Genomic DNA, 26298 nt, shown 5'->3' on the forward strand with positions numbered 1-26298 from the left:
ACCGGTGGTCCAACCGCCGGTCCATGGTGGGGTTCGATGAACGAGGCGACAGGCTCGAAGCACGCCGAACAGTGGGCGGCGCATTGGTACGCGGTGGCGCGGTCACCGGCGCTCGGGAAGGGACGGCCCTTGGGAATCCAGCGCCTGGGGCGGCGGCTCGTGCTCTGGCGGGACGCCGCGGGCGAGGCCCACTGCGCGGATGCGGCCTGTCCCCACCGGGGCGCGGACCTCGGGCTCGGACGCGTGCAGCAGGGGGCGCTCGAATGCCCCTACCACGGCTTCCGTTATGGCGGTGGCGGCGCCTGTCTGGCCATGCCCTGTGAGGGGCCTGACGCGAAGCCCTCGCGAGGCCTCGCGCTGCGCATGCATCCGGTGCGAGAGGCGCATGGGTTCATCTGGGCGTGGCTGGGGGGTAGGGCGCCCGCGTCCCTTCCCGCGCTGCCCTGGCTCGCGGACGCGCCGGAACCTGATTCGAGCAGCGCCGCGGTGGAGGAGGTCTGGAACGCACGCTTCACCCGGGTCATGGAGGGGACTCCAGCCTGCCTCGCTCAGGTGCGCTGACCCACGGCACGCTCATCCGGGCGGACCGCGCCATCGTCGCGTGGCATCAGCTGCATCGCGCGGCGCTCGGCGACACTCCTGGCGCATCCTGATAGAAGCGCTGCGTCCGATGCCCCGTCCCCGCGCCAGCAGGCTCGACCCCGAGCGCAGACAGACACTCCTCGCCGTGGCCGCGGAGGAGTTCGCGGAGCACGGCTTCGATGGGGCCTCCTACAACCGCATCCTGGAGCGCGCGGGCTTCTCGAAGGGGGTCGCGTACTACTACTTCGAGGGCAAGGACGACCTTTATGCCGCCGTGCTGGCCCTCACGTTGGACACGCTGGCGCAGCGCTTCGGGGCCTGGCAGCGTCCCGCGGACGCGGACGGCTTCTGGCACACCCTGCGTGAGCGTTACTTCGCGCTGACGACGCACATCGTGAACGACGAGCGCTCGGCCCGGCTTCTCCGAAGCATGTCGCAGGCGCGCACTCACCCGAAGCTGCAGGAGGCGTGGCTGCGCTTCGAAGGGCCGCTGGTGGCGTGGTTCCAGCGCGTCCTCGCGGACGGGCGCGCGCTCGGCGCGGTGCGTGGCGATGTGCCGGAGTCCCTGCTGCTGACGTCCCTCATGGGCATCGGACAGGCCACGGATGGGTGGCTGCTCGAACAGTGGGCGCACAGCGGAGTGCCGGCGCTCCAACGCGGGGCGGAGCAGGTGTTCTCCCTCTTCGAGGACCTGCTGGTCCCCAGGCCCGTGGGCCCGCCTCCCGCGAAGCGGCGCTGAGGCGGACCCTGGCGGGCAGTGTGTCTCAGTAGGCGCAGGCCCGGTTCGCGCAGTACCCCTGGACGCCGCGGCAGACACAGTCCGCGTCATCGCTACACTTCGTCACCGGGCACTTCGGACCGCCGCCGCCTCCTCCTCCACCACCGCCTCCACCGCCGTACGTGTAGCTGCAAGCGTTGCGGGAACATGTCGCCGTTCGCGCCGTTGGGCATGCGTCCCAGCACTGCTGCTCGGAGCTGCACCGGACGATGACACAGGCGAGGCCCGAGAGGTCCGGCTCGCTGACCTCCAAGTCGGACTGCACGCTCTGCGAGCACACCGCCGCGCTCGCCACGGCGACGTTGGGATCAGGGGACTCCGCGCTCGCGGCGGTCGCCGCGAAGGTCAGCAGGACGGCGACGCTCCAGGACAGACTGTGTCGGCGGGAAGGCATGGCGACGTTCCTCTCAATCCCCGAGGCTGGGTCCCTGTCGCTGCGCAGGGGTTCCGGGGATGTGAAGTCTATCACAGCTGGGTCTGGCCATTCGCCGAGCGCGAAACCTGTTCCCCTGGCGGGCGGGGCCGTCAATCATCAGGCGCATGCCCCCGCCATCATGGACTTCTCCCGTGCCCCGGAACGTGCAGCGACGGGTACGGGCGCTCGTCTTCGTCACGGTGTTCCTGGACCTGGTGGGCTTCGGCCTCATCATCCCGTTGCTGCCGTTCTACGTGGAGTCCATGGGCGGGACGGCCACGACGGCGGGGGTGCTGCTGGCGTTGTTCTCCTTCGCGCAGCTCGTCGCCTCGCCGGTGCTGGGGCGGCTGTCGGACCGGGTGGGGCGCCGCCCCGTCATCCTGCTGAGCCTGCTGGGCAACGCGATCTCCATGGCCCTGTTCGCGTACTCCACCCACGTCCAATGGCTGCCGTGGTTGTTCGCGTCGCGGCTGCTCGCGGGAGCCACCGCGGGCAACCTGGCGGCGTGTCAGGCGGCGGTGGCGGACGTCACGGACGAGCGTGGGCGGGCGGCGGGCATGGGGCTCGTCGGCGCGGGCATTGGCCTGGGCATGGTGCTGGGGCCCGTCATCGGCAGCCTCCTCCATGTGCATGGCGCCTGGGCGCCACCGCTGGCGGGCGCGGTGATGGCGGCGGCGGCGATGCTGGGCGTGCTCTTCTTCTTTCCGGAGACGCACCGACCGCAGGCGGAGCGGCACGAGGAGCAAGGCCGTCCCCGGGTGCGGCTGGCCGACGTCCTGGCTCGGCCCGGGTTGGGCGCGGTGCTGGCTTTGACGTTCCTGGTGTTCATCGGGATGACGAACCTCCAGGTGTCGCTGGGGCTGTTGGCCCAGGCGCGGTTCGGCTGGGGCGAGCTGGAGATCGGGCGGCTCTTCGCGTTGATGGGCCTCGTCACCTTCGTGCTTCAGGCCTTCGTCATTGGTTGGCTGACGCGCCGGGTCCGGGACACGACGTTGGTGCTGGTGGGCGCCGCGTGCATGGGGACCGGGCTCACGTGCATCGCCGCCGCGAGCCACGGTGCCATGTTGGTGCTGGCCATGGTGCTGGTCGGCTCGGGGACGGGCCTGTTGCAGCCGCTGATGGCCAGCCTGGCCTCCGGGTTCGCGGGGCGCGAGCTGCGTGGCGGGGTGCTGGGCGTGGTGCAGTCGGCGGGCGGGCTCGCGCGCGTGGTGGGGCCGGTGTGGAGCGGCTTCCTCTACTCACGGCTGGGGCCTGGTGCGCCCTTCACCAGTGGGGCGGTGGCGGCGGGCGTCGCGCTGTTGGTGGGGGCTTCGCTCCTGCGGCGGCGCGTTCCGGACGCGCCGCCGCCGTCGAGCTTGAAGGTCTGAGCGCGGGGCCGCTTACAGGCAGTACTGCGCGAACGTCGGGCTGCTGCACAGGCTCTGGAAGGCCGCCAGGTTGCAGGTGTCAGCGCCGGGACCGACGTTGCACGGATTGCCATGCGGGCTGCCGTAGTCGCTGCACGTGAACTCGACGCGTTCGCCGAACAGGTAGGTGACGGCCACGGTGTTGTTCGCGTACTGGCCGTTGACGACGCAGCGGTCCAGGTTGCCCGAGTGGTCCACGGTGTAGACACCGTGGGACAGGAAGCCGGGGCACTCCACCGTGCAGCTCGTCGGCGACTCCGGCGGGCGGAAGCCATACATGAAGGTGTTCGGCTGGCCGGTGGTCGCGCCGAACGTCCCCGTCGGTGCGCCGGTGGGGCTCAGCGGGTCTCCGGTGCCGTTCCAGTTTCCCTTGGCCAGCGAGTACGTGCTCGCGCCCACGGCCGACAGGGCATTGAGCGCGTCAGCCTGGTTGCCCGCGGCGCCGTAGAACGTCCGGAAGGAGCGGACCTGTCCGACGGCGAGCGAGCCCAGCCGGAAGTCGAGCTGCGCGCCCAGGTCCCCAGGGCCCACGTTGGTGAAGTCACCCGTGCCGCCCATGAGCGAGTAGTTGATGGCCAGCGGGTTCAGTGACACGAAGTTGTTGTCGACCGCGCTCACCACCCAGGGGTTGCCCGCGGTGCCCGCGACGGTGACGTATTCGGAGAAGGTGTTGGGCAGGATGTCGTAGTCGATGCCGCGCGTGTAGCGCAGGTCGGAGATGAAGGCCGTGCCGATGTTCTCGATGAGGACGTCCACCTGGTACAGATGGTTCGTCACCGGCGACGGCGTGTAGATGTGCGTCACCCGGAACGTGTTCCCCACGCGCACCACCGACATGGTGGAGATGGGCGACGGCGCGTTGATCTCCACCGTGAGGTTGGAGGACGCGCCGCAGTCCGCGGAGCTGTAGCCGGAGATGCCCAGGTCGGCGCTCGCGACGCCCCAGCCCTCACACGCGCTGCCTGGCGCGGCGGCCTCGCCGTTGGTGGGCAGGTAGCGCAAGCCAATCGTGCGGGTGCCGAAGGTGCCGCTGGAGACCGCGTTGGTGGGGCAGGGGAGGTTCAGGTGGCCCGCCGGTGCAACGCCGAGGCGGACGACGCCGTTGTCGATCATCCCGGGACAGTCGGGCAGCGGCGGCGGGAGGAAGTGAGGCTCGGACGCGAGGAGGCGCTCCGCGCGCAACAGGGCCCTCGCGTTCTGGGGATGGATCCGCGCCTTCGCGTCGGCGGGGGCAAGCTCCTCCGCGCCGGAGGCCATCGCCTGGCCGCTCCAGGACAGGGCGCAGAGGAGTGCCGCGTGCAGAAAGCGCTGGGGATTCTTCGATGTGAGCATCCAGGTTCTCCTGTACCCGGCGGGACCGGGCAGTGAGAGGGCCATGACCGGCCCGCCGTGCAGCCGCGGGGCCTGACCTGGATGCGCTGCCACTGGCGGCGGCGCCCGGTGGACCCGTGGCGCGCATAGCCTAGCCAGTTACAGAGCGTGCGTGTGTGCTGTGCTCGCTGTTACACAGACTGCGTGTGTAGTCCGCTCAGACGGGAATGAAGACTCGCTGCGTACCGCCCGTGCTGAGCTTCATGCTCGCCGCCATGGAGCGGGCCGAGGCGGCCAGCCGCTCCGCGTTGGGGCTCGACTCGCTCTGCTGAGCAGAGGACGCGCGCTGGCGGACGTTCCACTTCCTTGGAGGGTGGAACCCTGCGTGCGGGCGCTGGGCCTGACCTGTCGGAATGGGTTATGGACGGTGTGGAATCCTCCGTTGTGGGCATCCTCAACGGCCCACCTGACCCGAGAACCCTTCAAGCCGACCTTCGTCCACATGAATCGCAGACCCGAGTTCGACAGCCTGCGCGGCATCCTGCTCGTGTTGATGACGCTGACGCACCTGCCGACGCGACTGAACACGATCAGCAACCAGCCTTTCGGATTCGTCTCCGCGGCCGAGGGCTTCGTCTTCCTGTCCGCGTTCCTAGTGGGCGTGGTGTACACCAACAAGATTGAAGCGGCGGATCCGAACGTGCTGTGGCGCAGCCTCTGGCAGCGTGCGCTCAAGGTCTACGGCTACCATGTGGCGCTGCTGGCGTTCGCGTTCGCGGTCATCGGGACGTTGGGCATGGCGACGCACCGTCCCGCCATCCACAACCTGCTGGGCTTCTTCCACGAGGACCCCGTCACCGCGCTGTGGAGCAGCTTGTTCCTGCTCTATTGTCCACCGCTGCTCGACATCCTCCCGCTCTACGTCGTGCTGCTGTTGCTGACCCCCTTCATCCTGCTGGGCGCGCGCAAGGCGGGGTGGACGCGCATCCTGTGTCTGAGCGGGTTGGTGTGGTTGTCGGCGCAGCTGGGCTTGAAGCGCGCGCTCTACGATTTGCTGGTGTTCATCCCGGTGCTGCCGTGGCCACCGCTGCGCATCGAGCTGTCGGGGGCCTTCGACTTATTCGCCTGGCAGTTCCTGTGGGTGCTGGGCGTGTGGCTGGGCGTGGGCCGTGCCACGGCGCCGGAGAAGCGCGAGGTCGTCTCGCCCGTGCTCCTCAGCGGGGCGCTGGTGGTGAGCGTGGCGTTGCTGCTGATGCGCTACCAGGTGGGCATCTTCAGCATCGACATGGACCTGTATGGCGCCCTCGTCGACAAGTGGACCCTGGCGCCCGTGCGGCTGGTGAACTTCCTGGCCGTGGCGCTGCTGGCGAGCTGGCTGAGCCCCAAGGTGTTCCGCTGGCTGCGCCCCCGCGTGCTGGAGGCGCTGGGTCGTGCGTCCCTGCCCGTGTTCTCCGTGCACCTGGTGCTGTGCCTGCTCAGCCTGGCGCTGCTCAATGAGAACGAGGACCCGCTGGCCGACTGGGAAGAGGTCGTCGTGCTGGTGGCCACGTTCACCGTGATGCTGCTGGTGGCGTGCAGACAGGCGGCCGCGCTGCGCAACAGTCACACCCCATAGGGCTTCTCTGAGAATTCTCTCAGGATGCCCTCAAACGGCATGCGCGCGCCCTCCTTAGGGTGCGCGGCATGTGGGTCCTTCTCGTCACACTCCTCGCCGCGGCCCCGGCGCGAGAGTCCCCTCCACTCACCTTCGCCGAGTCCCAGGCGCTGGCCGCGAAATCCGCGCTGCCCGCGAGCCTGGCGCGCGCCGTGGAAACGCGGCGTGTGTGGGACGCGCGGTTGCCGTGGCTCGCCGCCAACCCCACGCTCAGCGTGGTGCCGGGGCGGCGCGCCCAGCCCGAGGGCCCAGGCTTCGAGCTGACGGTGTCGGTGGAGCAACCGCTCTTCCTGTCGAACCTGGCGGGGGCCCAGCGCGACGCGGCGAGCGCGGAGACCCGGGCGCTGGAGCGGGAAGCCGTGGCCGCGCTGCTGAACCGCCGGCTGGAGGTGGCGCGGGCCTGGCTGACGCTCTGGTCGGCCCAGCAGGCCGCGGCGACGGCCAAGCAGGAAGCGACGTTGGCGGGTGCGCTGCGCACCTCTGTCGCGGATGCGCTGGCGCTGGGCGGCGCCACCCGGTTGGAGCTGGCCGAAGCGGAAGGGTTCGAGGCCGAGGCCCAGGTGGCGCTCCTGGCTCGCGAGGCGGAGGTGACCCACGCGCGGCTGTCGTTGGCGGTGCTGGTGAGCCGTCAGCCCGATGCGCACCTGGTGGTCGCGGAGGCGCTGCCGGAAGTGGCATTGCCGCCGTCTTCTGAAGAAGCGCGCTGGCTGGCGCGCGCCTCCGAGCTTCCAGAGGCGGAGGCCCGGCGCCTGCTGGGTGTGGCGGAGCGGGCCCGCGCGGCGGAGGTCCGGGCCGCGCGGGGCTGGCAGGTGACGGTGGGCGCGCAGGGCGTGCGTGAGTACTACGGCGGGCTCAGTGGCCTGCTGATGGTGGGTGTGACGCCGCCGATGTTCGACGCGGGTCAGCGCGAGCGTGGCGCGCTCCTCGCCGCCGCTGAACGTCTGGAGGGCGAAGCCCAGGAAGCCGCGCTGCGCGCCGCCGCGGAGCTGGCCCTGGCGTTCCGTGAGCGCGAGCACACCGCAGCGCAGCTCTCCGTCGTCGAGAAGTCCCTGGCGCCCAAGGCCGAAGAGGCCGCGCGACTGGCCGACGTGTTGCTGCGCGCGGGCCAGAGCACGCTGCCTGACGTCCTGCGCGCCCGCCGCGCCCGGGCCGCCGCCAACATCCGGCTCGCGCTCGCCCGTGGCGAAGCCTCGCTCGCCGCCGCGCGGCTCCACCTCCTGCTCTCCGCTCTGCCATGACGCCCTTCGTCCGTCGTTTCGTCGCTGTGCCGATGCTCGTCCTGTCCGGGGCGTGCACGTCCGGTTCCTCCACCGCGGAGGTTCCTCCCGCGCCGCCCCCCGCGCGCGCCTCCGCGGCTTCGGCGTGGGTGCCCGTGCGCGCGGCGTCTCGCGTGGCCCTGGCGGAGGCTCCCGCGCTGGTGCTGTCCAGCCCGGACGCCGTCGCCGCGCTCTCCGCGCCGTTCCGCGCCCGAGTGCAGCAGGTGCGCGCGCGGCCGGGTCAGCAGGTCAAGGCGGGAGACCCGCTGGTGGAGGTGCTGATGCCGGAGGTGGTGGAGGCGGCGGGGGCCGCCAGCGCCGCCTCGCTGCGGCTGGAGGCCTATTCGCGGCAGGTGGAACGCCTGGAGGCGCTTCATGCCCAGGGCCTGGCGAAGCTGCCCGACCTGGCCGACGCCCAGACGCAACAGGCCGAGGCCCGCGCCGCCCTGGTCGCGGCGCACGCGGTGCTGCGCGTGGCGGGCATTTCTCCCGGGGAGGCCCGGGGCGTGGCGGAGCGCGGCACCGTCTGGCTCAAGAGCCCCATCGGAGGAATCGTCACGGAGGTGCGCGCGGTGCTGGGGGAGATGCAGCCGGAGGCCAGTGCCGCCTTGGTGCGGGTGGCCGCCGACGGTCCCGCGCGCCTGGAGGCCCGGCTGTCCGTGCGTCCTCCCGTGGACGCCAGCTTCGCCTTCGTGTCATCCCAGGGCATCGCCGTTCCGGTGCGGTGGGTGGGGCAGTCCCCGGTCGTGGACGCCGCGGATGGAACGTGGCGTGCGTGGTTCGAGCCAGAGGACACCGCCGCCGTGCTGCGCGCTGGGCAAGGTGGCCGGTTGCGCATCCAGGCCGCCGCGGGCGAGGACACGGTGCTGGTACCCGCGCGCGCCCTGGCCTTCGACCGCGCGCGCACGGTCGTCTTCACGCGCGGCGGTGAGGGACAGGCCGTGCTCCAGGAGGTGGAGGTGCTGGCCACCTCCGGCGCGGAGGCCTTGGTGAAAGGGCCGCTGTCTGCCCGGGACGCGGTCGCCGCTGACGGCGCGGCGCTGCTGTTGGAGTCTCAGGCCGGTGACGGCGATGAGGTGACGCCGTGATTGAAGCCCTCGTGCGCTGGTCGGTGCGTCACCGGGTCTGGGTCCTGGCCCTCACGGGCGTGCTCGCGCTGGCGGGCGTCGCGGTGTCGCTCCGCCTGGAGCTGGACGCGATGCCGGATATCACCACGAACCAGGTGCTCGTTCTCACGCGTGCGCCCGGCCTGACGCCCGAGGAGGTGGAGCGGCTGGTGACGCGGCCGGTGGAGGTGGCCCTGGGCGGCATGCCAGGACTCGAGGAGCAGCGCAGCCTGTCCCGCTATGGCCTTTCCTCCGTCACCGCCGTGTTCGCGGACGGCGTGGACCCGTACCGGGCCCGGCAGCAGGTGCAGGAGCGCCTCAACGTGCTCGGCTCCACGCTGCCCCCGGGCGTGGACCCACCGGAGCTGGGGCCGCTCACCGGTGGGTTGGGCGAGGTCTTCCACTTCACGCTGTCCTCGCCGGAGCGCACGGGCGCGCAGTTGCTCGAGCTGACGCAGTTTCGCGTGGCGCCCCGCCTGCGTTCGGTGCCGGGCGTGGTGGAGGTCAACAGCTGGGGAGGCCACCAGCGCACGCTGGAGGTGCGCGCGGACGCGGTGCGTCTGGCCCAGCGGGGCGTGACGCTCGCGCAGTTGCGTGACGCGCTGGAGCGAGCCACCGGCAGCGCTCCGGGCGCGAGCCTTCCGGTGGGAGAGCGCCACGTCCTGATTCGCGCCGTGGCGCGGCCTCGGGCGCCGGCCGACCTGGCGGAGGCGTTGATTCCCCGGCCTGGGGCCATGGCCGTGCGCCTGGGCGACGTGGCCGAGGTCACCGAAGGCGCGCTGCCTCGCATTGGCAGCGCCACCTCCAATGGGCGCGGCGAGACGGTCTACGTCATGGTGCAGATGCTCCGGGATGCCAATGCGCTCGCCGTGACGAGCGCCATCTCCGACGCGCTACCCGATGTGCGAGCGCTGCTGCCCGAGGACGTGCGGTTGGACGTCGTCTACGACCGCGCCACGTTGGTGCGCGGCACGGTGCGCACCGTGGGCAAGAACCTGCTGGAAGGAGGGCTGCTCGTCGTGGGCGTCCTCTTCCTGTTGCTCGGCAGCGTGCGCGCGGGCCTGCTGGTCGCTTCGGCCATTCCGTTGTCCATGCTGGGCGCGACCACGGCCATGGTGGCGCTGGACATCCCCGGCAACCTGATGAGCCTGGGAGCCATCGACTTCGGCCTGCTGGTGGATGGCGCGGTGGTGATGGTGGAGGGCCTGTTCCACCGGCTGGCGCATCTGTCGCCGGAGGAGAAAAAGCGACCGCCCCGTGAGCACGTCGAGGAGACGGCCGTGTCCCTGGCCCGTCCCGTCTTCTTCTCCGTGCTCATCATCCTGCTCGTGTACCTGCCCATCCTGTCCCTGCGAGGGGTGGACGGGAAGATGTTCCGGCCCATGGCGATGACCGTCGTCTTCGCGCTGGCCACCGCGCTGCTGCTGTCGTTGACCTTCATCCCCGCCGCCGCGAGTTGGCTGATTCGCCCCGAGCACGTCCCCGCGCGCGAGCCACTGCTGGTCCGCTGGTTCGAGCGTCTCTACGCCCCGGTGTTGCGTCAGAGCGTGCGCCGGCGCGTGCCCGTGGCCGCCGTGGCCGTGTTCCTGTTGGCCGTGGGTGGGTGGATCTTCGCTCGCGCGGGTACGGAGTTCACGCCGCAGTTGGACGAAGGCGACATGGTGATTCAAACCACGCGTGTCCCCGATATCAGCCTGGACGCGGCGGTGAGCGAAGCGGGCCGGATGGAGCGAGTCCTGCTCGAAGCGATTCCGGAGGTCCGCCAGGTCGTCTCGCGCGTGGGCAGCCCCGCGGTGGCCACGGACATCATGGGCTTGGAGATGGCGGACGTCTTCGTGTCGTTGGCGCCGAGGGATGCGTGGCGGCCCGGGCTCACCCGTGAGTCGCTCATCGAGGAGATGGGGCAGGTGCTGGAAGCCCGTGTCCCAGGTGGAGACCCGTCCTTCACGCAGCCCATCCAGATGCGCTTCAACGAGCTGCTCGGGGGCGCGGTGACGGACGTGGCGCTCAGCATCTACGGCGAGGACCTGACCGAGCTCGGGCGCCTGGCTCGCCGGGCCGCGGCGCTGTTGAGCCAGGAACCGGGTGCCGTGGACGTGCGTGTACTCGCTCCGCCGGAGGTGCCGCTCTTCGAGGTGACGCCGCGCTCGCTGGATTCGGCCCGTGCGGGCCTGGGCGCGGTGGATGTGCTGGAGGCGGTGAGCGCGGTGCGCAGTGGCGTGGAGGTGGGCGCTACCTGGGATGGGGCGGTGCGCGTGCCCATCGTCCTGCGGTTGACGGGCGCGTCCGATGCCTTCTCCCTGTCCGAGTTGCCACTCCCCACGGAGACGGGGGGCCTGGTGCCGCTCTCCCGCGTGGCCGACGTGCGGTTGACGTCCTCGCCCGGGCTGGTGAGCCGGGAAGGGGGCCAGCGCCGGCTGGTGGTGGGCTTCAACGTGCGCGGCGCGGACCTGGGGACGGTGGTGGAGCGGGCACGGAGCCGCGTGGAGCAGGCGCTCGCTCCGCCTGATGGCTATCGGCTCGAGTGGGGCGGTCAGTACGAGACCTTGACGGAGGCACGGCAAAGGCTTTCGCTGGTGCTTCCCGCCGTGGCCCTCCTCATCTTCGCCGTGCTGCTGTTCGCCTTCCGCCGCATGCGTCCCGCTTTGGCCATCTTCGCCAACGTCCCCTTCGCGTGCGTGGGCGGGATGATGGCGCTGGCGGCCCGGGACCTGCCCGTGTCCATCTCCGCGGCGGTGGGCTTCATCGCGCTGTCCGGCATCGCGGTGCTCAACGGCGTCGTGCTGATGTCGCGCGAACAGCGGCTCGAAGCGGACGGCCATGCTCCCGGCGAGGCGGTGGTGATGGCGGCACGCGAGCGGGCCCGGCCCGTGTTGATGACGGCGCTGGTGGCGGCGCTGGGCTTCATCCCGATGATGCTCGCTCGCGGGGTAGGCGCCGAGGTGCAGCGGCCCCTGGCCACGGTGGTGGTGGGCGGGCTCGTCACCTCCACGCTGTTGACCCTGGTCATCCTCCCCACGCTCTACCCATGGTTCGCGGGTGGGACGCGCACGCAGACGCGTGCATGATGGGGCGAAGGAGGCCGGTGCCGTGAGGCTGCTGCTGGTGGAAGACGAGGAGCGGATGGCGAACCTGCTCCGGCGGGGGCTCGGGGAAGAGGGCCACCTCGTGGACACCTGCCGCACGGCGGAGGACGCGCTCGACCAGGCAGGCGAGGTGGCCTACGACGCCATCATCCTCGACTGGGCCCTGCCCGGCATGGACGGCGTGGCGCTGCTGCGGCGCTGGCGCGAACGCGGCTTGATGACGCCGGTGCTGATGCTCACCGCCCGCGGCACGGTGGGGGAGCGAGTGACGGGCCTGCGTGCTGGCGCGGATGACTACCTGGTGAAGCCCTTTGCCTTCGAGGAACTGCTCGCGCGCCTGGAGGCGCTGCACCGCCGCTCCGAGGGCCAGACGCAGTCCTGGGGCGGAGGGTCCATCCACATCGATGCCCGGCGGCGGATGTTGACGTGTGGCGACCGTGAGGTGGCCTTGACGGGCCGCGAGTTCGCCCTGCTGGGTGAGCTGGCTTCGCGCGCGGGCGAGGTCCACACCCGCTCCAGCCTGCTGGCGAAGGTGTGGGGCCCCAGCTTCGATGGGCCTCCCAACATCGTGGACGTCTACGTGGGCTACGTGCGCACGAAGCTGACCGAGGTGGGCGCGGAAGGGGTGACCATCCAGGCGGTGCGTGGGGTGGGCTTCCGGTTGGTGATTGAGGGCGCTCGGTGAGGTTGGTCCGGCGGATGTGGCTGTGGGGCGCGGTGGTTCCCGTGGTGGCGGTGGTCGCCGCGCTGGGCGTGGCCGTCCAGGTGTTCCGCGTGGTGCTCGAGCGGACCCTGGACGAAGCCTTGCTGTCGCAAGCCGCGGCGGAGAGCGTGAGCCTCTTCGACGCTCCGGATGGGCGCCCGCATCTGCACGTGGAGCCCTCCCCGTTGGCGGGAGAGGTGCGTGCCTTCGTCCCCGCGACCCGGCTCTACGGACCGGATGGGACGCTGCTTTCCGTCTTTCCGCCTGAGTCACCCACTGTCTACGAACGGGTGCTACCCGAGGACGGGCCCACGTCGCGGCTGGAGACGCAGCGTCTGGGCACGGGCCTGCGGCTTCGCGTGCTGACGGTGCAGGTGCGCTCGCCGAAGGGCGTGCCCCATGTCCTGCAGTTGGTGGCGTCCCTGGGGACGGTGGACCAGGCGGTGGGCACCTTCACCTCCGTCGCGACCGTGCTGGCGCTGCTCCTGGGCGGGGTGCTGATTGGCATCCAGGGCTGGCAGGCGAGGGGGCTCGCGCGACGGCTTCACGGCATCGCGGACCAGGTGGCTCGCTCGCGCGACGGAGGCATGGTGGCCCCCGTGCCCGTGGATGAGCCCCGGGACGAAATCATGGAGGTGCGCCTGGCGCTGACCGAGGCCGCGGTGCGCGTGCGCGCGGCGCGTGAAGCGCAGGAACGCCTCATCGCGCGCGCCGCGCACGAGCTGCGCACGCCGCTGGCCCTCATGCGCACAGGCTTGGACCTGGCGCTGCGACGCGAGCGGGGCGCGGAGGAGCTTCGCACCGTGCTGGAGGAGAACCGGCGCGAGGTGGACCGGCTGGCCAGCGTCGCCGGTGCGCTGTTGGAGCTGTCGGCGGCGGGCGGTGCCCTCGATTTGCAACAGGGGGATTTGCGCGGGCTGCTCGACGAAGCCGCCGCGGGGGCTTGGGCGGAGGCGGACCGTCGCGGTGTGTCGCTGCGCGTGGTGGGCCCCGACGAGGCCGACTGCCGGATGGATGCGATGGCCGTTCGTCGAGCGGTGGACAACCTGCTGGCCAACGCCCTCCGTTACGCGCCTCGTGGGTCCGAGGTGCGAGTGGAGCTGGTGCACCGGGACGCGCATTGGGAAGTCGCTGTCCAGGACGAGGGGCGCGGCATCCCGGAGGCGCACCGTGAGGACGTCTTCACGCCTTTCCACCGCCTGGAGCGGGACGCGGGGGGCGTGGGGCTGGGACTCAGTCTCGTGCGCGAGGTGGCGCGAGGCCATGGCGGCGACGCGCGCGTGGTGGAGAGCCCGGGCCCGGGCGCGCGGGTGCTGCTGACGCTGCCTGGCAGGTGAGCCCGGGAGCGTTCGTGGGGTCCTGGGCCATGGCCCGTGTTCCCGCGTGTCTCCCACATCCGCCTCGGGTACAACGACGCCGGAATCCATCCCTTCCGACAACTCAGCGTGGGGCGCATGGCCAGGGCTCGTCGTTCGAAGCAACACCCAGCTTCATCAGGTTCCGCCGAGCAGGGCTTCGTGGCGGTGCGCGGCGCCCGCCAGCACAACCTGAAGAACATCGACGTCCGAATTCCTCGTGACGCGTTCGTCGTGTTCACCGGTGTGTCGGGCTCGGGCAAGTCGTCGCTGGCGTTCGGCACGCTCTACGCGGAGGCGCAGCGGCGGTACTTCGAATCCGTGGCCCCCTATGCGCGCCGTCTCATCGACCAGGCCGGTGTGCCGGAGGTCGACGCCATCGACGGGCTGCCCCCGGCCGTGGCGCTCCAGCAGCACCGGGGCGCGCCCACCACGCGCTCGTCCGTGGGCAGCGTGACGACGCTGGCGAACTCGTTGCGGCTGCTGTACTCGCGCGCGGGCACGTATCCGCGGGGGCAGCCGCACCTGGATTCGGATGCCTTTTCCCCCAACACGCCCGCGGGCGCGTGCCCCAAGTGCCACGGGCTGGGCCGCATCTACGACGCCACCGAGAAGTCCATGGTGCCGGATGACTCGCTCACCATCCGGGAGCGGGCGATTGCCGCCTGGCCGCCCGCGTGGCACGGACAGAACCTGCGTGACATCCTGGTGACGCTGGGGCACGACGTCGACCGGCCGTGGCGGGAGCTGCCGAAGAAGGTCCGGGATTGGATTCTCTTCACGGACGAGCAGCCCACGGTGCCCGTCTACGCGGGCTTCACGCCGGCCGAGACGCAGCGGGCGCTCAAGCGCAAGGAGCCGCCCAGCTATATGGGGACCTTCACGGGTGCCCGGCGCTACGTGCTTCAGACCTTCGCCACCACGCAGAGCGCGCTGATGAAGAAGCGCGTCTCGCAATACATGGTGAGCGGCGACTGTCCCGAATGCCACGGCAAGCGGCTGCGCCGCGAGTCCCTGTCCGTCACCTTCGCGGGGCTCGACATCGGCGAGCTGTCGCGCCTGCCGCTCAGCGAGCTCACGGACCTGCTCGCGCCCGTGGCGGATGGAACGGCCAAGGACGTGGCCACGCTCGCCCGCGCGCATCCGGAGAAGGCGCTGGTGGCCCAGCGCATCGCCCATGATGTGTTGGAGCGCGTCAACGTCCTGACGGAGCTGGGCCTGGGCTATCTGTCGCTCGAGCGCGGCACGCCCACGCTGTCTCCTGGCGAGCTCCAGCGCCTGCGGCTGGCCACGCAGGTGCGCTCCAACCTGTTCGGCGTGGTGTACGTGCTCGATGAGCCGTCCGCCGGGCTGCACCCCGCGGACACCGCGGCGCTGCTGAAGGCGCTGGACCAGCTCAAGGGCCAAGGCAACTCCTTGTTCGTGGTGGAGCACGAGGTGGACGTCATCCGCCACGCGGACTGGATTGTCGACGTGGGGCCCGACGCGGGCGAGCAGGGCGGACAGATTCTCTACAGCGGCCCGCTCGAAGGCCTGAAGGCGGTGAAGGCGTCCCGGACGCGGCGCTATCTCTTCGGCGACGCGGAGAAGCACCGCGGCACGCGGCGTTCGCCCAAGGGTTGGCTGCGCCTGCAAGGCGTGTCGCGCAACAACCTGAAGGAACTGGACGTCGACTTCCCGCTGGGCGTCCTCACCACGGTGACGGGCGTCTCCGGCTCCGGGAAGTCGAGCCTCGTGAGCCAGGTCCTGGTGGAGCTGGTGGCCGGACACCTGGGCCACGCGGTGCCGGAGAACGAGGAGGAGGGAGAGTCGCTGGAGCGCACGGTCATCCACACCACCGGCGGCAGGATTGCCTCCGGCATGGAGGGCATCAAGCGACTGGTGCAGGTGGACCAGAAGCCCATTGGACGCACGCCGCGCTCCAACCTGGCGACGTACACGGGGCTGTTCGACAACGTCCGCAAGCTCTTCGCCGCGACGCCCGCCGCCCGCTCCCGGCGCTATGACGTGGGCCGCTTCTCCTTCAACGTGGCCAAGGGCCGCTGCGAGACGTGTGAGGGCGAGGGCTTCGTCAGCGTGGAGCTGCTCTTCCTGCCCAGCGTCTACGCGCCGTGCCCCACGTGTCAGGGGGCCCGCTACAACGCCAAGACGCTGGAGATTCAGTACCGGGGCAAGAACATCGCCGAGGTGCTGGGCATGACGGTGGACGCGGCCCACGACTTCTTCAGCGAAGAGCCCCTGGTGCAGCGCCCCCTCGCCGTCCTGCGGGAGGTGGGGTTGGGCTACCTACGGCTGGGGCAGCCCGCGACCGAGCTGTCCGGCGGCGAGGCCCAACGCATCAAGCTGGCCACGGAGCTTCAGCGGGCCCAGCGCGGCAGCACGCTGTACGTGCTGGACGAGCCCACCACGGGCCTGCACCCCTCCGACGTGGACAAGCTGATGACGCAGTTGGAGGGACTGGTGGCCTCCGGCAACACCGTCATCCTCGTCGAGCACGACATGCGCGTGGTGGCCGCCAGCGACTGGGTCATCGACATGGGGACGGGCGCTGGGGACAAGGGTGGGCGGGTGGTGGTGGCGGCGCCACCGGAGGAGGTGGTGGGCCTGCCCTTCAGCCAGACCGCGCCCTTCCTGGAGGAGGCGCTGGGCTGAGCTTCCAGCGCCCGCCGGAGCCTCCGAGCCTTGGCCTTGAGGGCCGCCGGGCTCGGAGGTGGAGGCCGCGGAATCAGCGCGCCTGCGCCTGCGTCGCGGGCACGGACAGGCCTTCCGCCTTGAGCGTCTGGCTGGCCATGCCGGACATGCTCTCCGCGAGCGACTGCACGGAGCGGGTGGCTTCCTGCGTCTCTTGCACCGTCTTCAGCGTGCGCTGCATCTGTCCGGACAGCTCCTGGATGGCCTGGGCCATCTGGTGGGTGCCCGCGTCCTGCGCGCTGACGGCGGCGGTGATCTGCCGCACGCTGGAGCTGGTGTCGCCGATGATGTCGGCCAGCTGCTGGAACTGCGCGCTGGAGGTCCGCACGGCGTCAAGGCTCAGCCGCACGCGCTCGTCGCCCTTCTCACTGGAGCGGGCCGCCTCACGCATGCTGTTGCTGACGCCGTCGAGCACCTCGCGGATGCGGTGCGTGGCCTGGATGGACTGGTCCGCCAGGCCGCGCATCTCCCGGGCCACCACGCCGAAGCCACGGCCGCTCTCACCACTGCGCGCTGCCTCGATGGCGGCGTTGATGGCCAGCATGTTGGACTGGTCCGCCAGGTCCTTCACGGAGTCCACGATGCCGGAGACCTCGCGGGTGCGCTCGTCGAGCGCGAAGATGCGCCGGGCCATGTCGGAGACCTCGGTGCGGATGGCCGCCAGGTCCGACAGCGTGCGCTCCAGGGCGGCCGTTCCCTCGCGGCCCACCTGTTCGGCGCTCTCCGCGGAAGCCGCGAGCGCGCTGGCCTTCTCCGCCGTCATCTGCGAGCTGCGGCGGATCTCCTTCACCGTCTGCTCCGCCTCCTGGAGCGCCACGGCCTGACGGCTGACGCCCTCGGTCTGCTCGTCGCTGGACGAGCGGAGCTGCTGCACCACCGTGGAGAGCTCGCCAGCGCCGTTGCCCATGCGCTCGGCCAGGTTGCGCACTTCCTGCGCGCGCGCCTCCAACTGGTGGGTGTGCGCTTCAAGCGTGCGCACCACCATGATGGAGCGGCGGGTGACGATGCCCAGCAGCGACAGCGTCAACGCGACGTAGCCCCAGTGCGTGACGTTGCCCAGCGACCAGCCCACCAGGCCGATGACGGGGAGGATGGTGAGGACGATGGAGAGGACGAGCCCCGCGAAGCCACCGACGAAGAGGCGCGCGTCCGGGTTGCCCAGCCACGCCTGGGTGAGGGCCACCGAGAGCACCACCAGCAGCACCACCATCGCCATGGGGAGGAAGGGAACGAGGATGCGCTGCCCGATGCCCAGGTCCAGGAGCGTCGCCAGGGCGCACACGCCCGCCACGGGCGAGAACACCATGGCCGCCTTCTGGAACCAGCCGCGCCGGTTGTCGAGCAGCGCGTCCGAGACGAACTCCATCAGACCGGCGACGAGCAGGAAGATGCCCATCGTGGTGCCCAGCGTCGCGGTGGCGGACGAGCCCCACAGCGCCGTGGGCATGCCGCTCAGGCCCAGGAGGATCAGGCCGCCGCTCGCCGCGGAGACCGCCAGACCCGCCAGCATCCGGCGCCGCCAGTGGAGCGCGAAGGCACCACCCGCGCCGAGCGCCACCGCCAGCAGCAGGCAGCAGATGACGAAGGGCGCCTGGCCCTGGCGCGTCACGTAGACCAGCAGGTCATACTTCGAGCCCACCTGCGCGGCCTGGGACACGCCGATGTTGGGATTGCTGGACTGGATGCGCAGCAGCACGCGCTTGCCCTGCGCGTCGCGCGGCAGGGGCACGATGTGCCAGGACAGGTTCTCACCAATCTCGTAGCTGTCCGGCCGGATCTTGCCACTCGTGTAGATGTGCTGGCCGTTGGCGTACACCTCGATCGCGTGGGTGATCTCGCCCAGGTACAGCGCGGGGTCCGTCCAGCCGCCGTCGGGGATGGGGATGCTGAGCCACATGAACTTGTGGTCGCCGCGTCCCTCCGGCGCCGCGAGCGCGGGGGTGGTCCGCCATTCCTTCGAGTCCCCCGTTTCCTTCGCCCACAGGGGCGTGCCCTCCGAGCCCACGGGGGAGTCACCCCACCGGAAGCGCCACCCGTCGAGCACGTTGACAGGAGGTCCCGCCTCGGCGGCATGGGCCGAGGACGTGAGGGCAAACATCAGCAAGAGGGCGGAACAGAAGCGGAAGCCAGCCATGGAGTGCGTATGGTCTTCCGCCCGGGCACCGAATGTAAATGGGTCTTCCCGACCTCTCCCGAGAATCGATTGCCGTTGCTTGGAATTGGCGTCCACAGAGAGCGTGTCAGGCAATGAATGCCGCGAATTTTATACTTCCGGTGAATTCCTCGTTCCAGCAGGTCATGGGGGAAGCGGCCCACTGGCAAGGTTGTTCCTGGAAAGCAGGGTGATCCTCCGCGTCTGGACCACGTTCCGATCGGGTTTGAACGGCGACCCGGTGCGTCATGTTGAGTCCGAGGCGGGCAGGGGCGTCAGCCGGGGGCCCGCCCTTCCCTTGGGGTGGGCCAAGCGGCGACACTGGGGCCATGGCGCATCTGGAGTTGATCCCCAAGCGGGACCTGTCGAGCTTTCGCAAGCTTGCGATTGGAAGTTGGAAGACGGCGTACGACCCCACCGTCTACGGAACGCTGACCGTCCGCATGGACAAGGCGATGGCCTACATCGAGGCCTTCCGTCAGCGCACGGGCGTGCGGCTCACGGTGACGCACCTGGTGGCCAAGGCCATGGGCGAGGCGCTGCGCCGCTGCCCGGACGCGAACGCCATCCTCCGCTTCAACCGCATCTACCTGCGCCAGCGCGTGACGCTGTCCACGCTCGTCGTCCAGACGGACGGCGGCAAGGTGGACCTCACGTCGGCCCGCATCGAGGACGCGGACAAGAAGAACCTGAAGGAGATTGCCAACGACCTGGAGGAGGCGGTGCGCCGCGTCCGCGAGCGTCGGGACGTGGCCCTGGAGAAGGGCAAGGGCACCATCCAGAAGATTCCCTACCTGTTCCTCAACACCTTCACCTGGCTGCTGTCCTTCTTCATGTACACGCTGAACCTGGACATGAGCCGGTTCGGCATGCCGAAGGACGCCTTCGGGTCCGCCATCATCACGAACGTGGGCTCGCTGGGGCTGGACACGGCCTACGTCCCGCTGGCGCCGTACACGCGCGTGCCCATCTTCGTCGCGCCCGGCGCGGTGAAGGAGGTGCCCGTGGTGGAGGACGGCAAGGTGGTGCCGGGCAAGGTGATGAACATCAACGCCACGTTCGACCACCGCTTCATCGACGGGTTCCACGCGGGCGTGCTCGCCAACACGCTCCGGGAGATGCTGGAGAACCCGTTCGAGAATTTCGACGCGCTTCCGGAGACCGCCGATGCGGCTCCGGTCGCCGCCGTGGGGTAGGGCGGCCCACTGGCCGGCTGAGTCACCTCCGCGAGGGAACCCGGACCAGGCGGAAGCCGATGTTGGGCGCCGCCCCGGTGTCGCTCGCGGAGCGGAAGCTGACCCGTAGGGCGTCCGCGCAGTCCGCCCATGAGCCGCCGCGCAGGACGTGGACGCGCTCGGGGATGCGCTCGCCCAGCACGCACAGGGGGGACGTCTTTGGCGAGCGCCGGTAGTAGTCGGCGTCGTAGTGGTCCTGGCACCACTGGCTCACGCCGCCCGCCATGCCGAAGAGGCCGTAGTCGTTGGGCGGGAAGGCGCGCATGGGGCGCAGAGAGAAGTCGTTGAAGCGGTCGAAGTCCGCGCGGCTCGCGTCCGGAGGTTCGTTCCCCCAAGGGTACGCCGCGCCTCGGAAGCAGCCCCGCGCCGCGCGCTCCCATTCGGCTTCGGTGGGCAGGCGATAGGTGACGGAAGGCGTGCTCAAGCGCCGCGCGAACCGTTCCGCGAGCGAAGGAGCGACCGCGACCATGGGCTTCTGGTCGTAGCGCAGCGGGCCCTCGCCCGCGCGCGCTGGCGTGCCGAACAACTCCTGTGAGGTCTTGATGACGCCGTCGCCCGTTTTCCACTGGGTGTGGATGGCGTGGGCGTGCCAGTCCCTAGCCTGCAGGGTGTCGTTCTCGCAGTACTGCAGACGAATCTTCGAGTCGTTGAAGTACGCGAAACTGTCGGCGAATCCGCCGAGCTGTTCGTCCGTGGGGAACTCGGGCGGTTCAGGCCAATCCAGGAGGCGAACGAAGGCGCTCCAGGACAGCGGCGTGTCGCTCATCCAGAAAGCGGACAACGTCACCGCGTGGGCGGGGCGCTCGTCGGGCTCGCCGTCGTCGCTGCCCATGATGAACGTGCCCCCAGGGACATAGCGGAACACGAAGCCGTTCTCGATGACGGTGAGCTGTTCCAACACGTCCTGGAGCAGCGGTAGAGCGTCCTCGCGCGCTTGCCAGGCCACCGCGTCCAGCGTCGCGGCGGCGCCTTCCAGGTCTCCACTGGCACGCTGAGCCCGGGCTTTTCCCAGCGCGGCTTGAATCACCGACATGCGCCCCCCTGTCCCCGCGCTACGCCGAGCACGGGCAGTGGATGTGACGCCTGGCCAGGTCCCTGGGCCTGGGCCTGCCAGGGATCCTCCGCGAACGCGGAGCCATTGTAGAACTGCGCACGCGCGCGGCAGCCCCCGGTGAAGCGGTCTCCCACCTGCTTCGCTCGGAGGCGCTGGAAGGCCTGGCCGTCTCGCCAGATGTCCTCGAACGGCCGCGTCCGGATGTTGCCAGACTCGAAGGCCCGGCCCAGGAAGCTGCACGGATTCACGTTGCCCTGGACGGAGATGGAGGCAACCGTGTTCGCCGCGCCGCAGCCCGGGCCCTCCGTCACCACGCCGCGCAGCTCCTCCCGCGCAGAAGGACTGAAGGGGTCGAGCGCGAAGAGGTCCGAGTCGGCTTCGACGCGCTCCAGCCGCGCGAGTGCGTCCACGTAGCCGTCGAACGTGGGCATCAGCTCCGGGTGCCGGGTGGCGGTGCCGACGGGATACAGCGGGCGGAAGACGGCGGTATGCGCGCCCACCCGCCGGGCCAGCGCCACGCAGGCCTCGACTTCCTCCACGTTGTCGCGCGTCAGCGTGAAGGCGAGGGTGAAGCGCGCATGTTGGCCGAGCAGTGCGAGCTTCTCCATCACCCGGTCGAAGACGCCAGCGCCTCGCACGGCATCGTTCGTCCCCGCCTGGGCGCCTTCCAGCGACACGTTCAGCCACACCAGCTCGCGCTTGCCGAGCTCACGCGCCCACCGTTCGTCGATGAGCAGCGCGTTCGTGGTGATGCAGGGGTGGAGCCCGTGGCCCGTCGCCGCGTCGAGGATGTCCAGCAGGTCCTTGCGCATCAGCGGCTCGCCGCCGGTGAGCCCCAGCCGGAAGCTGCCCAATCCGGCGAGCTGCGCGAAGAGCGCGTCCATCTCCTTCACGGAGAGCGGGGACTGGTTGCGCGGCAGCTCGCCCGCGAAGCAGTGCGTGCACGTGAGGTTGCACGCGCCAATGACCTCCAGGTGGACGGCGAGCGGGCCCAGCAGGTGGTCGGATGGGGGGGCCCGGTCGATGCGGGCCGCCGCCAGCCGGCCATCCATCCGGAGGTAGCCCTTCGTGGACAGGTGCTGGACGAACCCGATGATGGCCTCCCGGTCGTCATCCTCCGCATCGCCGATGACGTCGTCCGCGGTGTGCTCGGTGAGCCGGGTGAGGACGGCCGCTGTGGGGGCGTCGAACGGCATGTAGCGAGAGGAGCGCCGGTCGAAGAGGAGGGCGCCGAAGTGCTGCGGAATGAGCACCAGGGAGGGGCGGCTCATTTGAAGCCCTCGTTGTCTACGTGGAATGTCCACCGCACCCAGGCCTTCGTGGCGCTCGAGGCCAGGCCCAGGCCCGTGACGTCGTCGGTGAGCATCTGCCACCGCCAGCGCTCGTTCGTCTTCGGTTCGGGAACGGGCCGTTGCACCAACGGCGCGAAGCCCGCGTCGGCGAAGTCCGATAGGCGCCAGCCTTCGGGAGGTGGCCGCGTCGTGGCCTTCCATCGGCCATCCGGAGCGGATGCCAGTTCCGGGTGGAGCGCGCTGGCGATCTCCGGATTCAGCCGGGCCTGCATCAGGACGAAGCCCTTGTCACCGGGATGGTTCACTTCGAAAGACAGGACGTGCGCACCCGGGGTGACGTTCACCCGTTGTTCCATGAGGGGATTCCCATCGAGGAACAGGCCATCTGGGACGCCTTTCAAGTAGGAGGACAGCGACAGGCCGATGGACGCACCGGGTCTTCGCCAGCGAAGCACCACACCGCCACAGCCCGCGGGCACCTCGCAGTGGCTGTGGACCTCCAGCGCGAGCTGGCTCGACGTTTTGCGGTAGCGCGCCAACGCATTGAGACGGAAGTCGTCCGAGTCCGACATGCCGGCGTTCTACCGCGCGCCGCGCACCTCCGCGAACCGCGCTCGAGCCGAGCATTCACGGCATTCCTGGAAGGTGTCGGGTCAAATGTCGGACATCGGCGGAAAATTGCGCCATGCGCACGCCCAAGCTCTCCGCCCCCAGCGCGCCGGTGAAGGACTTCTTCGACGACGCCCGTCAGACGCGCAACTCGGAAGCCCAGCGGCACAATGCCGGCCAGCGGCACGCTGAATAACTTGGGACCCTATAGCGTGCTCACTCTCTCCTAGGACAAGTGATGAAGCTCGAAGGCTCCTGCCACTGTCGCGGCGTGCGGTTCAGCGTGGAGACGCATCACCCGTCTCCCTTCATGCGGTGCTACTGCTCCGTGTGCCGCAAGACGCAAGGGGGCGGAGGCTTCGCCATCAACCTGTCGGGGGACGCGCGCTCGCTCAAGGTGCGCGGCCGGCAGCACCTCAAGGTGTACCGGGCGCGCATCCAGAATCCGGAGGACGCGAAGGCGTACAAGAGCAAGGGGCAGCGCCACTTCTGTGGCCGCTGCGGCTCCGCGCTGTGGCTGTATGACCCGACGTGGCCGGAGCTCATCCATCCGTTCGCGTCGGCCATCGACACGCCGCTTCCCGAGGCGCCCGAGCTGGTCCACATCATGCTGGAGTTCAAGCCGGACTGGGTGCCCGTCCATGCGGGCAAGAAGGACAAGAAGTTCCAGCGCTACCCAAAGGAGTCCATCGCGGAGTGGCATCAGCGCCACGACGCGGAAGTGGACTGAGTCGGCTCGGGAGGCCGCCTGCTGTCCGGACGGGCGGCGCGACGTTGCGCGGAGCGTGGGTTGTGGCGGGTGCCTCCGGGGCCCAGCGTGTCTCTCACACGCGGAGGCAATCGATGGCACAGGGCAGCTCGCGGCGAATCCGGTATGCGGTGGTGGGGGCGGGGAATATCGCGCAGGTGGCTGTACTTCCGGCCTTCCAGCACGCCCGTGAGAACTCGGAGTTGGTGGCGCTCTTTTCCTCCGACGCGGAGAAGCGCGACGTGCTGGGGAAGAAGTACGGCGTGCGCCACACCGCGAGCTACGACGACCTTGAACAGGTGCTGCGCGACGCGGACGTGGACGCGGTGTACATCGCGCTGCCCAACACCCAGCATCGCGCCTTCACCGAGCGGGCCGCTCGCGCGGGTGTGCACGTCCTCTGCGAGAAGCCCATGGCGACCTCGGTGGAAGACTGTGAGGCGATGATTCGCGTCACGGACGAGAATCACGTCAAGCTGATGATCGCCTACCGGCTCCACTTCGAGGAGGCGAACCTGCGGGCCATCGACCTGCTGCGTTCGGGGCGCCTGGGTGCGCCGCTGATGATGTCGGCGCTGCTGACGCAGCAGGTGCGGACCGGGGACATCCGGACGCGCGTGGACGTGGGCGGAGGCGCGCTGCTCGACGAAGGGCCGTACCCCATCAACGCCGCGCGCTACCTCTTCCGTGACGAGCCCACCGAGGTGTTCTGCTACACCAACGGGGAGCAGGACCCTCGCTTCAAGGGCGTGGATGCCACGGCCTTCGCGTTGATGCGCTTCTCGAATGGGCGCATCGCGCAGTTCGGCATCAGCCACGCCGCGTCGGCGGTCTCCAGCTACCGTGTTGTGGGGGAGAAGGGCGATCTGCTCGTCGAGTCCGCGTTCGGCTACGAGAAGGAGCGCAAACATGTCCTCACGCTAGAGGGCAAGACGGAGGAGCGCGTCTTCGCGACGCACGACCAGTTCGCGCCGGAGCTGATCTACTTCTCGAAGTGCGTGCTGGAGGACCAGGAGCCCGGGCCCTCCGGCCGGGAAGGGCTCGCGGACGTGCGCGTCATCACCGCGATGCAGGAGTCCGCGAGGACGGGGCGCCCGGTGAAGCTGGATGCATTCCCGATGAAGCGGCGGCCGTCCTTGGACCAGCTCATCGTCCGCCCCGCGGCCAGGCCGCCAGAGCCGGTGAACGCGCCCGCGCCAGCGCAAGGATGAACTCGCGTCCACTGGAAATATTTCCCGCGAGCGAGCTTTTTCGCGCGCTGAATGTGCGGCGACATCCGCCTCCGCAAGTCGTGTCAGACCCCTGATGCATTCATTGCCGCGAACCGGGAAACCAGGGGTCGGCAATGACAACGCACGCATCTCATCAGGGCACTTACGCGGTCGAGCACGTTCTCCAGCGGATTCGCCGTTGTGCCGCGGACGTCACGCGGTACCCCATGGACATCCTGACGGCGGACGCGCAGCTCGAGGACGAACTCGGCATTGATTCCGTCAAGCTGGCGGAGATCGCGGCCGTGGTCGGGCGCGAGTTCAACACTCCGCCCGAGCGGCTGCCACGAGGCGCTCAGGCGCGTACATTGGGCGCGATGGCGGAGGTGGTGGCGCGGCTGCTCGCGGACGCGCAGCCTGCCGCCGTCGCTACGCCTCCGCCAGCGCCTGTCGCGGCTCCCGTGTCCCCGGTGGCATCAGCGGGCCCTCCGGTGGAGAACCTGGAGGCGCGGGTCCGTGCCGTCTTCGCTCGGGTGACGCGCTATCCGGAAGAGCTCTTGACGCCGGAGGCGGACCTGGAGGACGAGCTGGGTATCGACTCGGTCAAGCAGGCCGAGGTGATGGCCGTGCTCATCAAGGAACTGGGCCTGACCGATGCTCCGCAGCCTTCGCAGCGGCTGCGGACGATTTCCTCTATCTGTGAGATGGCGCGCGCTCGGCTGGCGGTCGCGGCGCCCGTGCGCGAGGACCGAGCGCCGCGTCAGTCGCCGCCGTCAGCCGTGCTGCCCTTCGCGGGGAAGGTCGCGTTCGTCACGGGCTCTGGGAAGGGGATTGGCAAGGTCATCGCGGCTCGCCTGGCCAGCTCGGGGGCGACGGTGGTGGTGAACTCGTTCCACTCCCGTGACGAAGGAGAGCGGACGGTTCAGGAGATTGTTGACGCGGGGGGGAAGGCGTTCCACGCCTGGGGCTCGGTCGCGCAGGAAGAGCACCTGGACCGGATGTTCGCCAGCATCGAGGCGCAGTTCGGTGGTTTGGACTTCCTGGTGTGCAACGCGTCCAACGGCCTCATCGGACCGTTCGACCGGATTACTCCGCGCGACTGGGACAAGGCGTTCCGCACCTGCATCACGGGGACCTATGAGTGCGCCATGCGCGCGCGGCCCCTGATGGCCCGGCGTGGCGGCGGCAGCATCGTGACGATGTCCACCTCCATGTCCCAGCGGTACATGCACGACCTGGGCTGTCAGGGCGTGGTGAAGGCCGGGGTGGAGTCATTGACACGCTACCTGGCCGCTGAGCTGGCACCGGATGGCATCCGGACCAACTGCGTGTCCGCGGGACCGGTGCATGGCGAGCTGCTGCGCATGTTCCCCGACGCCGCGAGCCGGGTCGCGCGCTGGGAGTCGGCAACGCCGGGCGGGGAGATCTGCACCGCCGAGGATGTCGCCGACGTCACCGAGCTCCTCCTGGGGCCCAAGACGCGCCGGGTGAACGGCGCCATCTGGGTGGTGGATGCGGGACTCTCCGGCACGGTGGACGGGTTGCTGCCGGGCGCGCCGGAGGCACGGCGTCCCGAGGGGCAGCGCTGGTCTCACAGCAGTGAGCACGACGTGCGAGCGCTCCTCGCGCTCGATTCCTGAACCTCGTACCGGAG

20 protein-coding genes are annotated in these 26298 nt (G+C 70.0%); 14 read left to right on the plus strand and 6 right to left on the minus strand.

Annotated elements, in window-relative coordinates; translation table 11 throughout:
- The first annotated feature begins 36 nt into the window (after positions 1–36).
- The gene (locus BHS09_RS17235; RefSeq protein WP_237078354.1) at positions 37–561 is read left to right on the plus strand and encodes an aromatic ring-hydroxylating oxygenase subunit alpha; all 525 of its coding nucleotides are present in this window, start codon (positions 37–39) and stop codon (positions 559–561) included.
- A 109-nt stretch (positions 562–670) separates the two neighbouring features.
- Complete coding sequence (locus BHS09_RS17240) at positions 671–1321, plus strand: TetR/AcrR family transcriptional regulator (protein ID WP_140798390.1); 651 nt, start codon at positions 671–673, stop codon at positions 1319–1321.
- Between the two features lie 25 nt (positions 1322–1346).
- Here the strand turns inward: BHS09_RS17240 and BHS09_RS17245 are convergent, their stop codons facing one another.
- Complete coding sequence (locus tag BHS09_RS17245) at positions 1347–1754, minus strand: hypothetical protein (RefSeq protein ID WP_140798391.1); 408 nt, start codon at positions 1752–1754, stop codon at positions 1347–1349.
- 173 nt (positions 1755–1927) lie between these two features.
- Between BHS09_RS17245 and BHS09_RS17250 the strand changes: the two genes are divergently transcribed.
- Entirely contained in the window at positions 1928–3142 is a 1215-nt protein-coding gene (locus BHS09_RS17250; RefSeq protein ID WP_140791395.1) for an MFS transporter, read from the plus strand.
- A 12-nt stretch (positions 3143–3154) separates the two neighbouring features.
- On the opposite strand, the gene BHS09_RS17255 is transcribed toward BHS09_RS17250, so the two are convergent.
- Positions 3155–4513, minus strand: a complete 1359-nt coding sequence (locus BHS09_RS17255) for a hypothetical protein (RefSeq protein WP_237078355.1) — start codon at positions 4511–4513, stop codon at positions 3155–3157.
- Between the two features lie 481 nt (positions 4514–4994).
- On the opposite strand from BHS09_RS17255, the gene opgC reads away from it, so the two are divergent.
- The 7 genes from opgC (at position 4995) to uvrA (ending at position 16304) form a co-directional block, all read left to right on the plus strand.
- Positions 4995–6107, plus strand: coding sequence for an OpgC domain-containing protein (gene opgC, locus BHS09_RS17260; RefSeq protein ID WP_237080400.1), 1113 nt, complete (start codon positions 4995–4997; stop codon positions 6105–6107).
- Between the two features lie 68 nt (positions 6108–6175).
- Positions 6176–7384, plus strand: a complete 1209-nt coding sequence (locus BHS09_RS17265; protein ID WP_237080401.1) for a TolC family protein — start codon at positions 6176–6178, stop codon at positions 7382–7384.
- Positions 7381–8490: an efflux RND transporter periplasmic adaptor subunit gene (locus BHS09_RS17270; RefSeq protein WP_140798393.1), complete on the plus strand. Its 1110-nt coding sequence runs from the start codon at positions 7381–7383 to the stop codon at positions 8488–8490. The genes BHS09_RS17265 and BHS09_RS17270 overlap by 4 nt, the downstream gene beginning before the upstream one ends.
- Positions 8487–11576 (plus strand): efflux RND transporter permease subunit, encoded by a 3090-nt coding sequence (locus BHS09_RS17275; protein WP_140791403.1) that lies wholly within the window; start codon positions 8487–8489, stop codon positions 11574–11576. The genes BHS09_RS17270 and BHS09_RS17275 overlap by 4 nt, the downstream gene beginning before the upstream one ends.
- 22 nt (positions 11577–11598) lie before the next feature.
- On the plus strand, positions 11599–12279 hold the full coding sequence (locus tag BHS09_RS17280; protein WP_174258803.1) for a response regulator transcription factor: 681 nt from the start codon (positions 11599–11601) through the stop codon (positions 12277–12279).
- Positions 12276–13634: a sensor histidine kinase gene (locus BHS09_RS17285; protein WP_140798394.1), complete on the plus strand. Its 1359-nt coding sequence runs from the start codon at positions 12276–12278 to the stop codon at positions 13632–13634. Before BHS09_RS17280 ends, BHS09_RS17285 begins: the two co-directional genes overlap by 4 nt.
- A 117-nt stretch (positions 13635–13751) precedes the next feature.
- A complete protein-coding gene (gene uvrA, locus BHS09_RS17290; protein WP_140798395.1) occupies positions 13752–16304 on the plus strand; it encodes an excinuclease ABC subunit UvrA in 2553 nt (850 codons plus the stop codon).
- Between the two features lie 73 nt (positions 16305–16377).
- On the opposite strand, the gene BHS09_RS17295 is transcribed toward uvrA, so the two are convergent.
- Positions 16378–18477, minus strand: coding sequence for a methyl-accepting chemotaxis protein (locus tag BHS09_RS17295; protein ID WP_418764026.1), 2100 nt, complete (start codon positions 18475–18477; stop codon positions 16378–16380).
- A gap of 347 nt (positions 18478–18824) precedes the next feature.
- Between BHS09_RS17295 and BHS09_RS17300 the strand changes: the two genes are divergently transcribed.
- Complete coding sequence (locus BHS09_RS17300; RefSeq protein WP_140791412.1) at positions 18825–19691, plus strand: 2-oxo acid dehydrogenase subunit E2; 867 nt, start codon at positions 18825–18827, stop codon at positions 19689–19691.
- Between the two features lie 22 nt (positions 19692–19713).
- Here the strand turns inward: BHS09_RS17300 and BHS09_RS17305 are convergent, their stop codons facing one another.
- The 3 genes from BHS09_RS17305 to BHS09_RS17315 are packed head-to-tail and all read right to left on the minus strand — an operon-like array spanning position 19714 to position 22648.
- Positions 19714–20763 carry a formylglycine-generating enzyme family protein gene (locus BHS09_RS17305; protein ID WP_140798396.1) on the minus strand — a complete coding sequence of 350 codons (1050 nt, stop codon included), beginning with the start codon at positions 20761–20763 and terminating at the stop codon, positions 19714–19716.
- Positions 20754–22055, minus strand: a complete 1302-nt coding sequence (locus BHS09_RS17310; protein WP_140798397.1) for a radical SAM protein — start codon at positions 22053–22055, stop codon at positions 20754–20756. The genes BHS09_RS17305 and BHS09_RS17310 overlap by 10 nt, the downstream gene beginning before the upstream one ends.
- Complete coding sequence (locus BHS09_RS17315; protein ID WP_237080402.1) at positions 22052–22648, minus strand: hypothetical protein; 597 nt, start codon at positions 22646–22648, stop codon at positions 22052–22054. The genes BHS09_RS17310 and BHS09_RS17315 overlap by 4 nt, the downstream gene beginning before the upstream one ends.
- Positions 22649–22923: 275 nt before the next feature.
- On the opposite strand from BHS09_RS17315, the gene BHS09_RS17320 reads away from it, so the two are divergent.
- The 3 genes from BHS09_RS17320 (at position 22924) to BHS09_RS17330 (ending at position 26284) form a co-directional block, all read left to right on the plus strand.
- The gene (locus BHS09_RS17320; RefSeq protein ID WP_174259286.1) at positions 22924–23415 is read left to right on the plus strand and encodes a GFA family protein; all 492 of its coding nucleotides are present in this window, start codon (positions 22924–22926) and stop codon (positions 23413–23415) included.
- 113 nt (positions 23416–23528) lie between these two features.
- Positions 23529–24644 (plus strand): Gfo/Idh/MocA family protein, encoded by a 1116-nt coding sequence (locus BHS09_RS17325; protein WP_174259287.1) that lies wholly within the window; start codon positions 23529–23531, stop codon positions 24642–24644.
- Positions 24645–24778: 134 nt separating this feature from the next.
- Positions 24779–26284 carry an SDR family oxidoreductase gene (locus BHS09_RS17330; protein WP_140798399.1) on the plus strand — a complete coding sequence of 502 codons (1506 nt, stop codon included), beginning with the start codon at positions 24779–24781 and terminating at the stop codon, positions 26282–26284.
- Positions 26285–26298: the final 14 nt, after the last annotated feature.

The sequence above is a fragment of the Myxococcus xanthus genome (genome assembly GCF_006402735.1).
Taxonomy (GTDB): Bacteria; Myxococcota; Myxococcia; order Myxococcales; family Myxococcaceae; genus Myxococcus; species Myxococcus xanthus_A.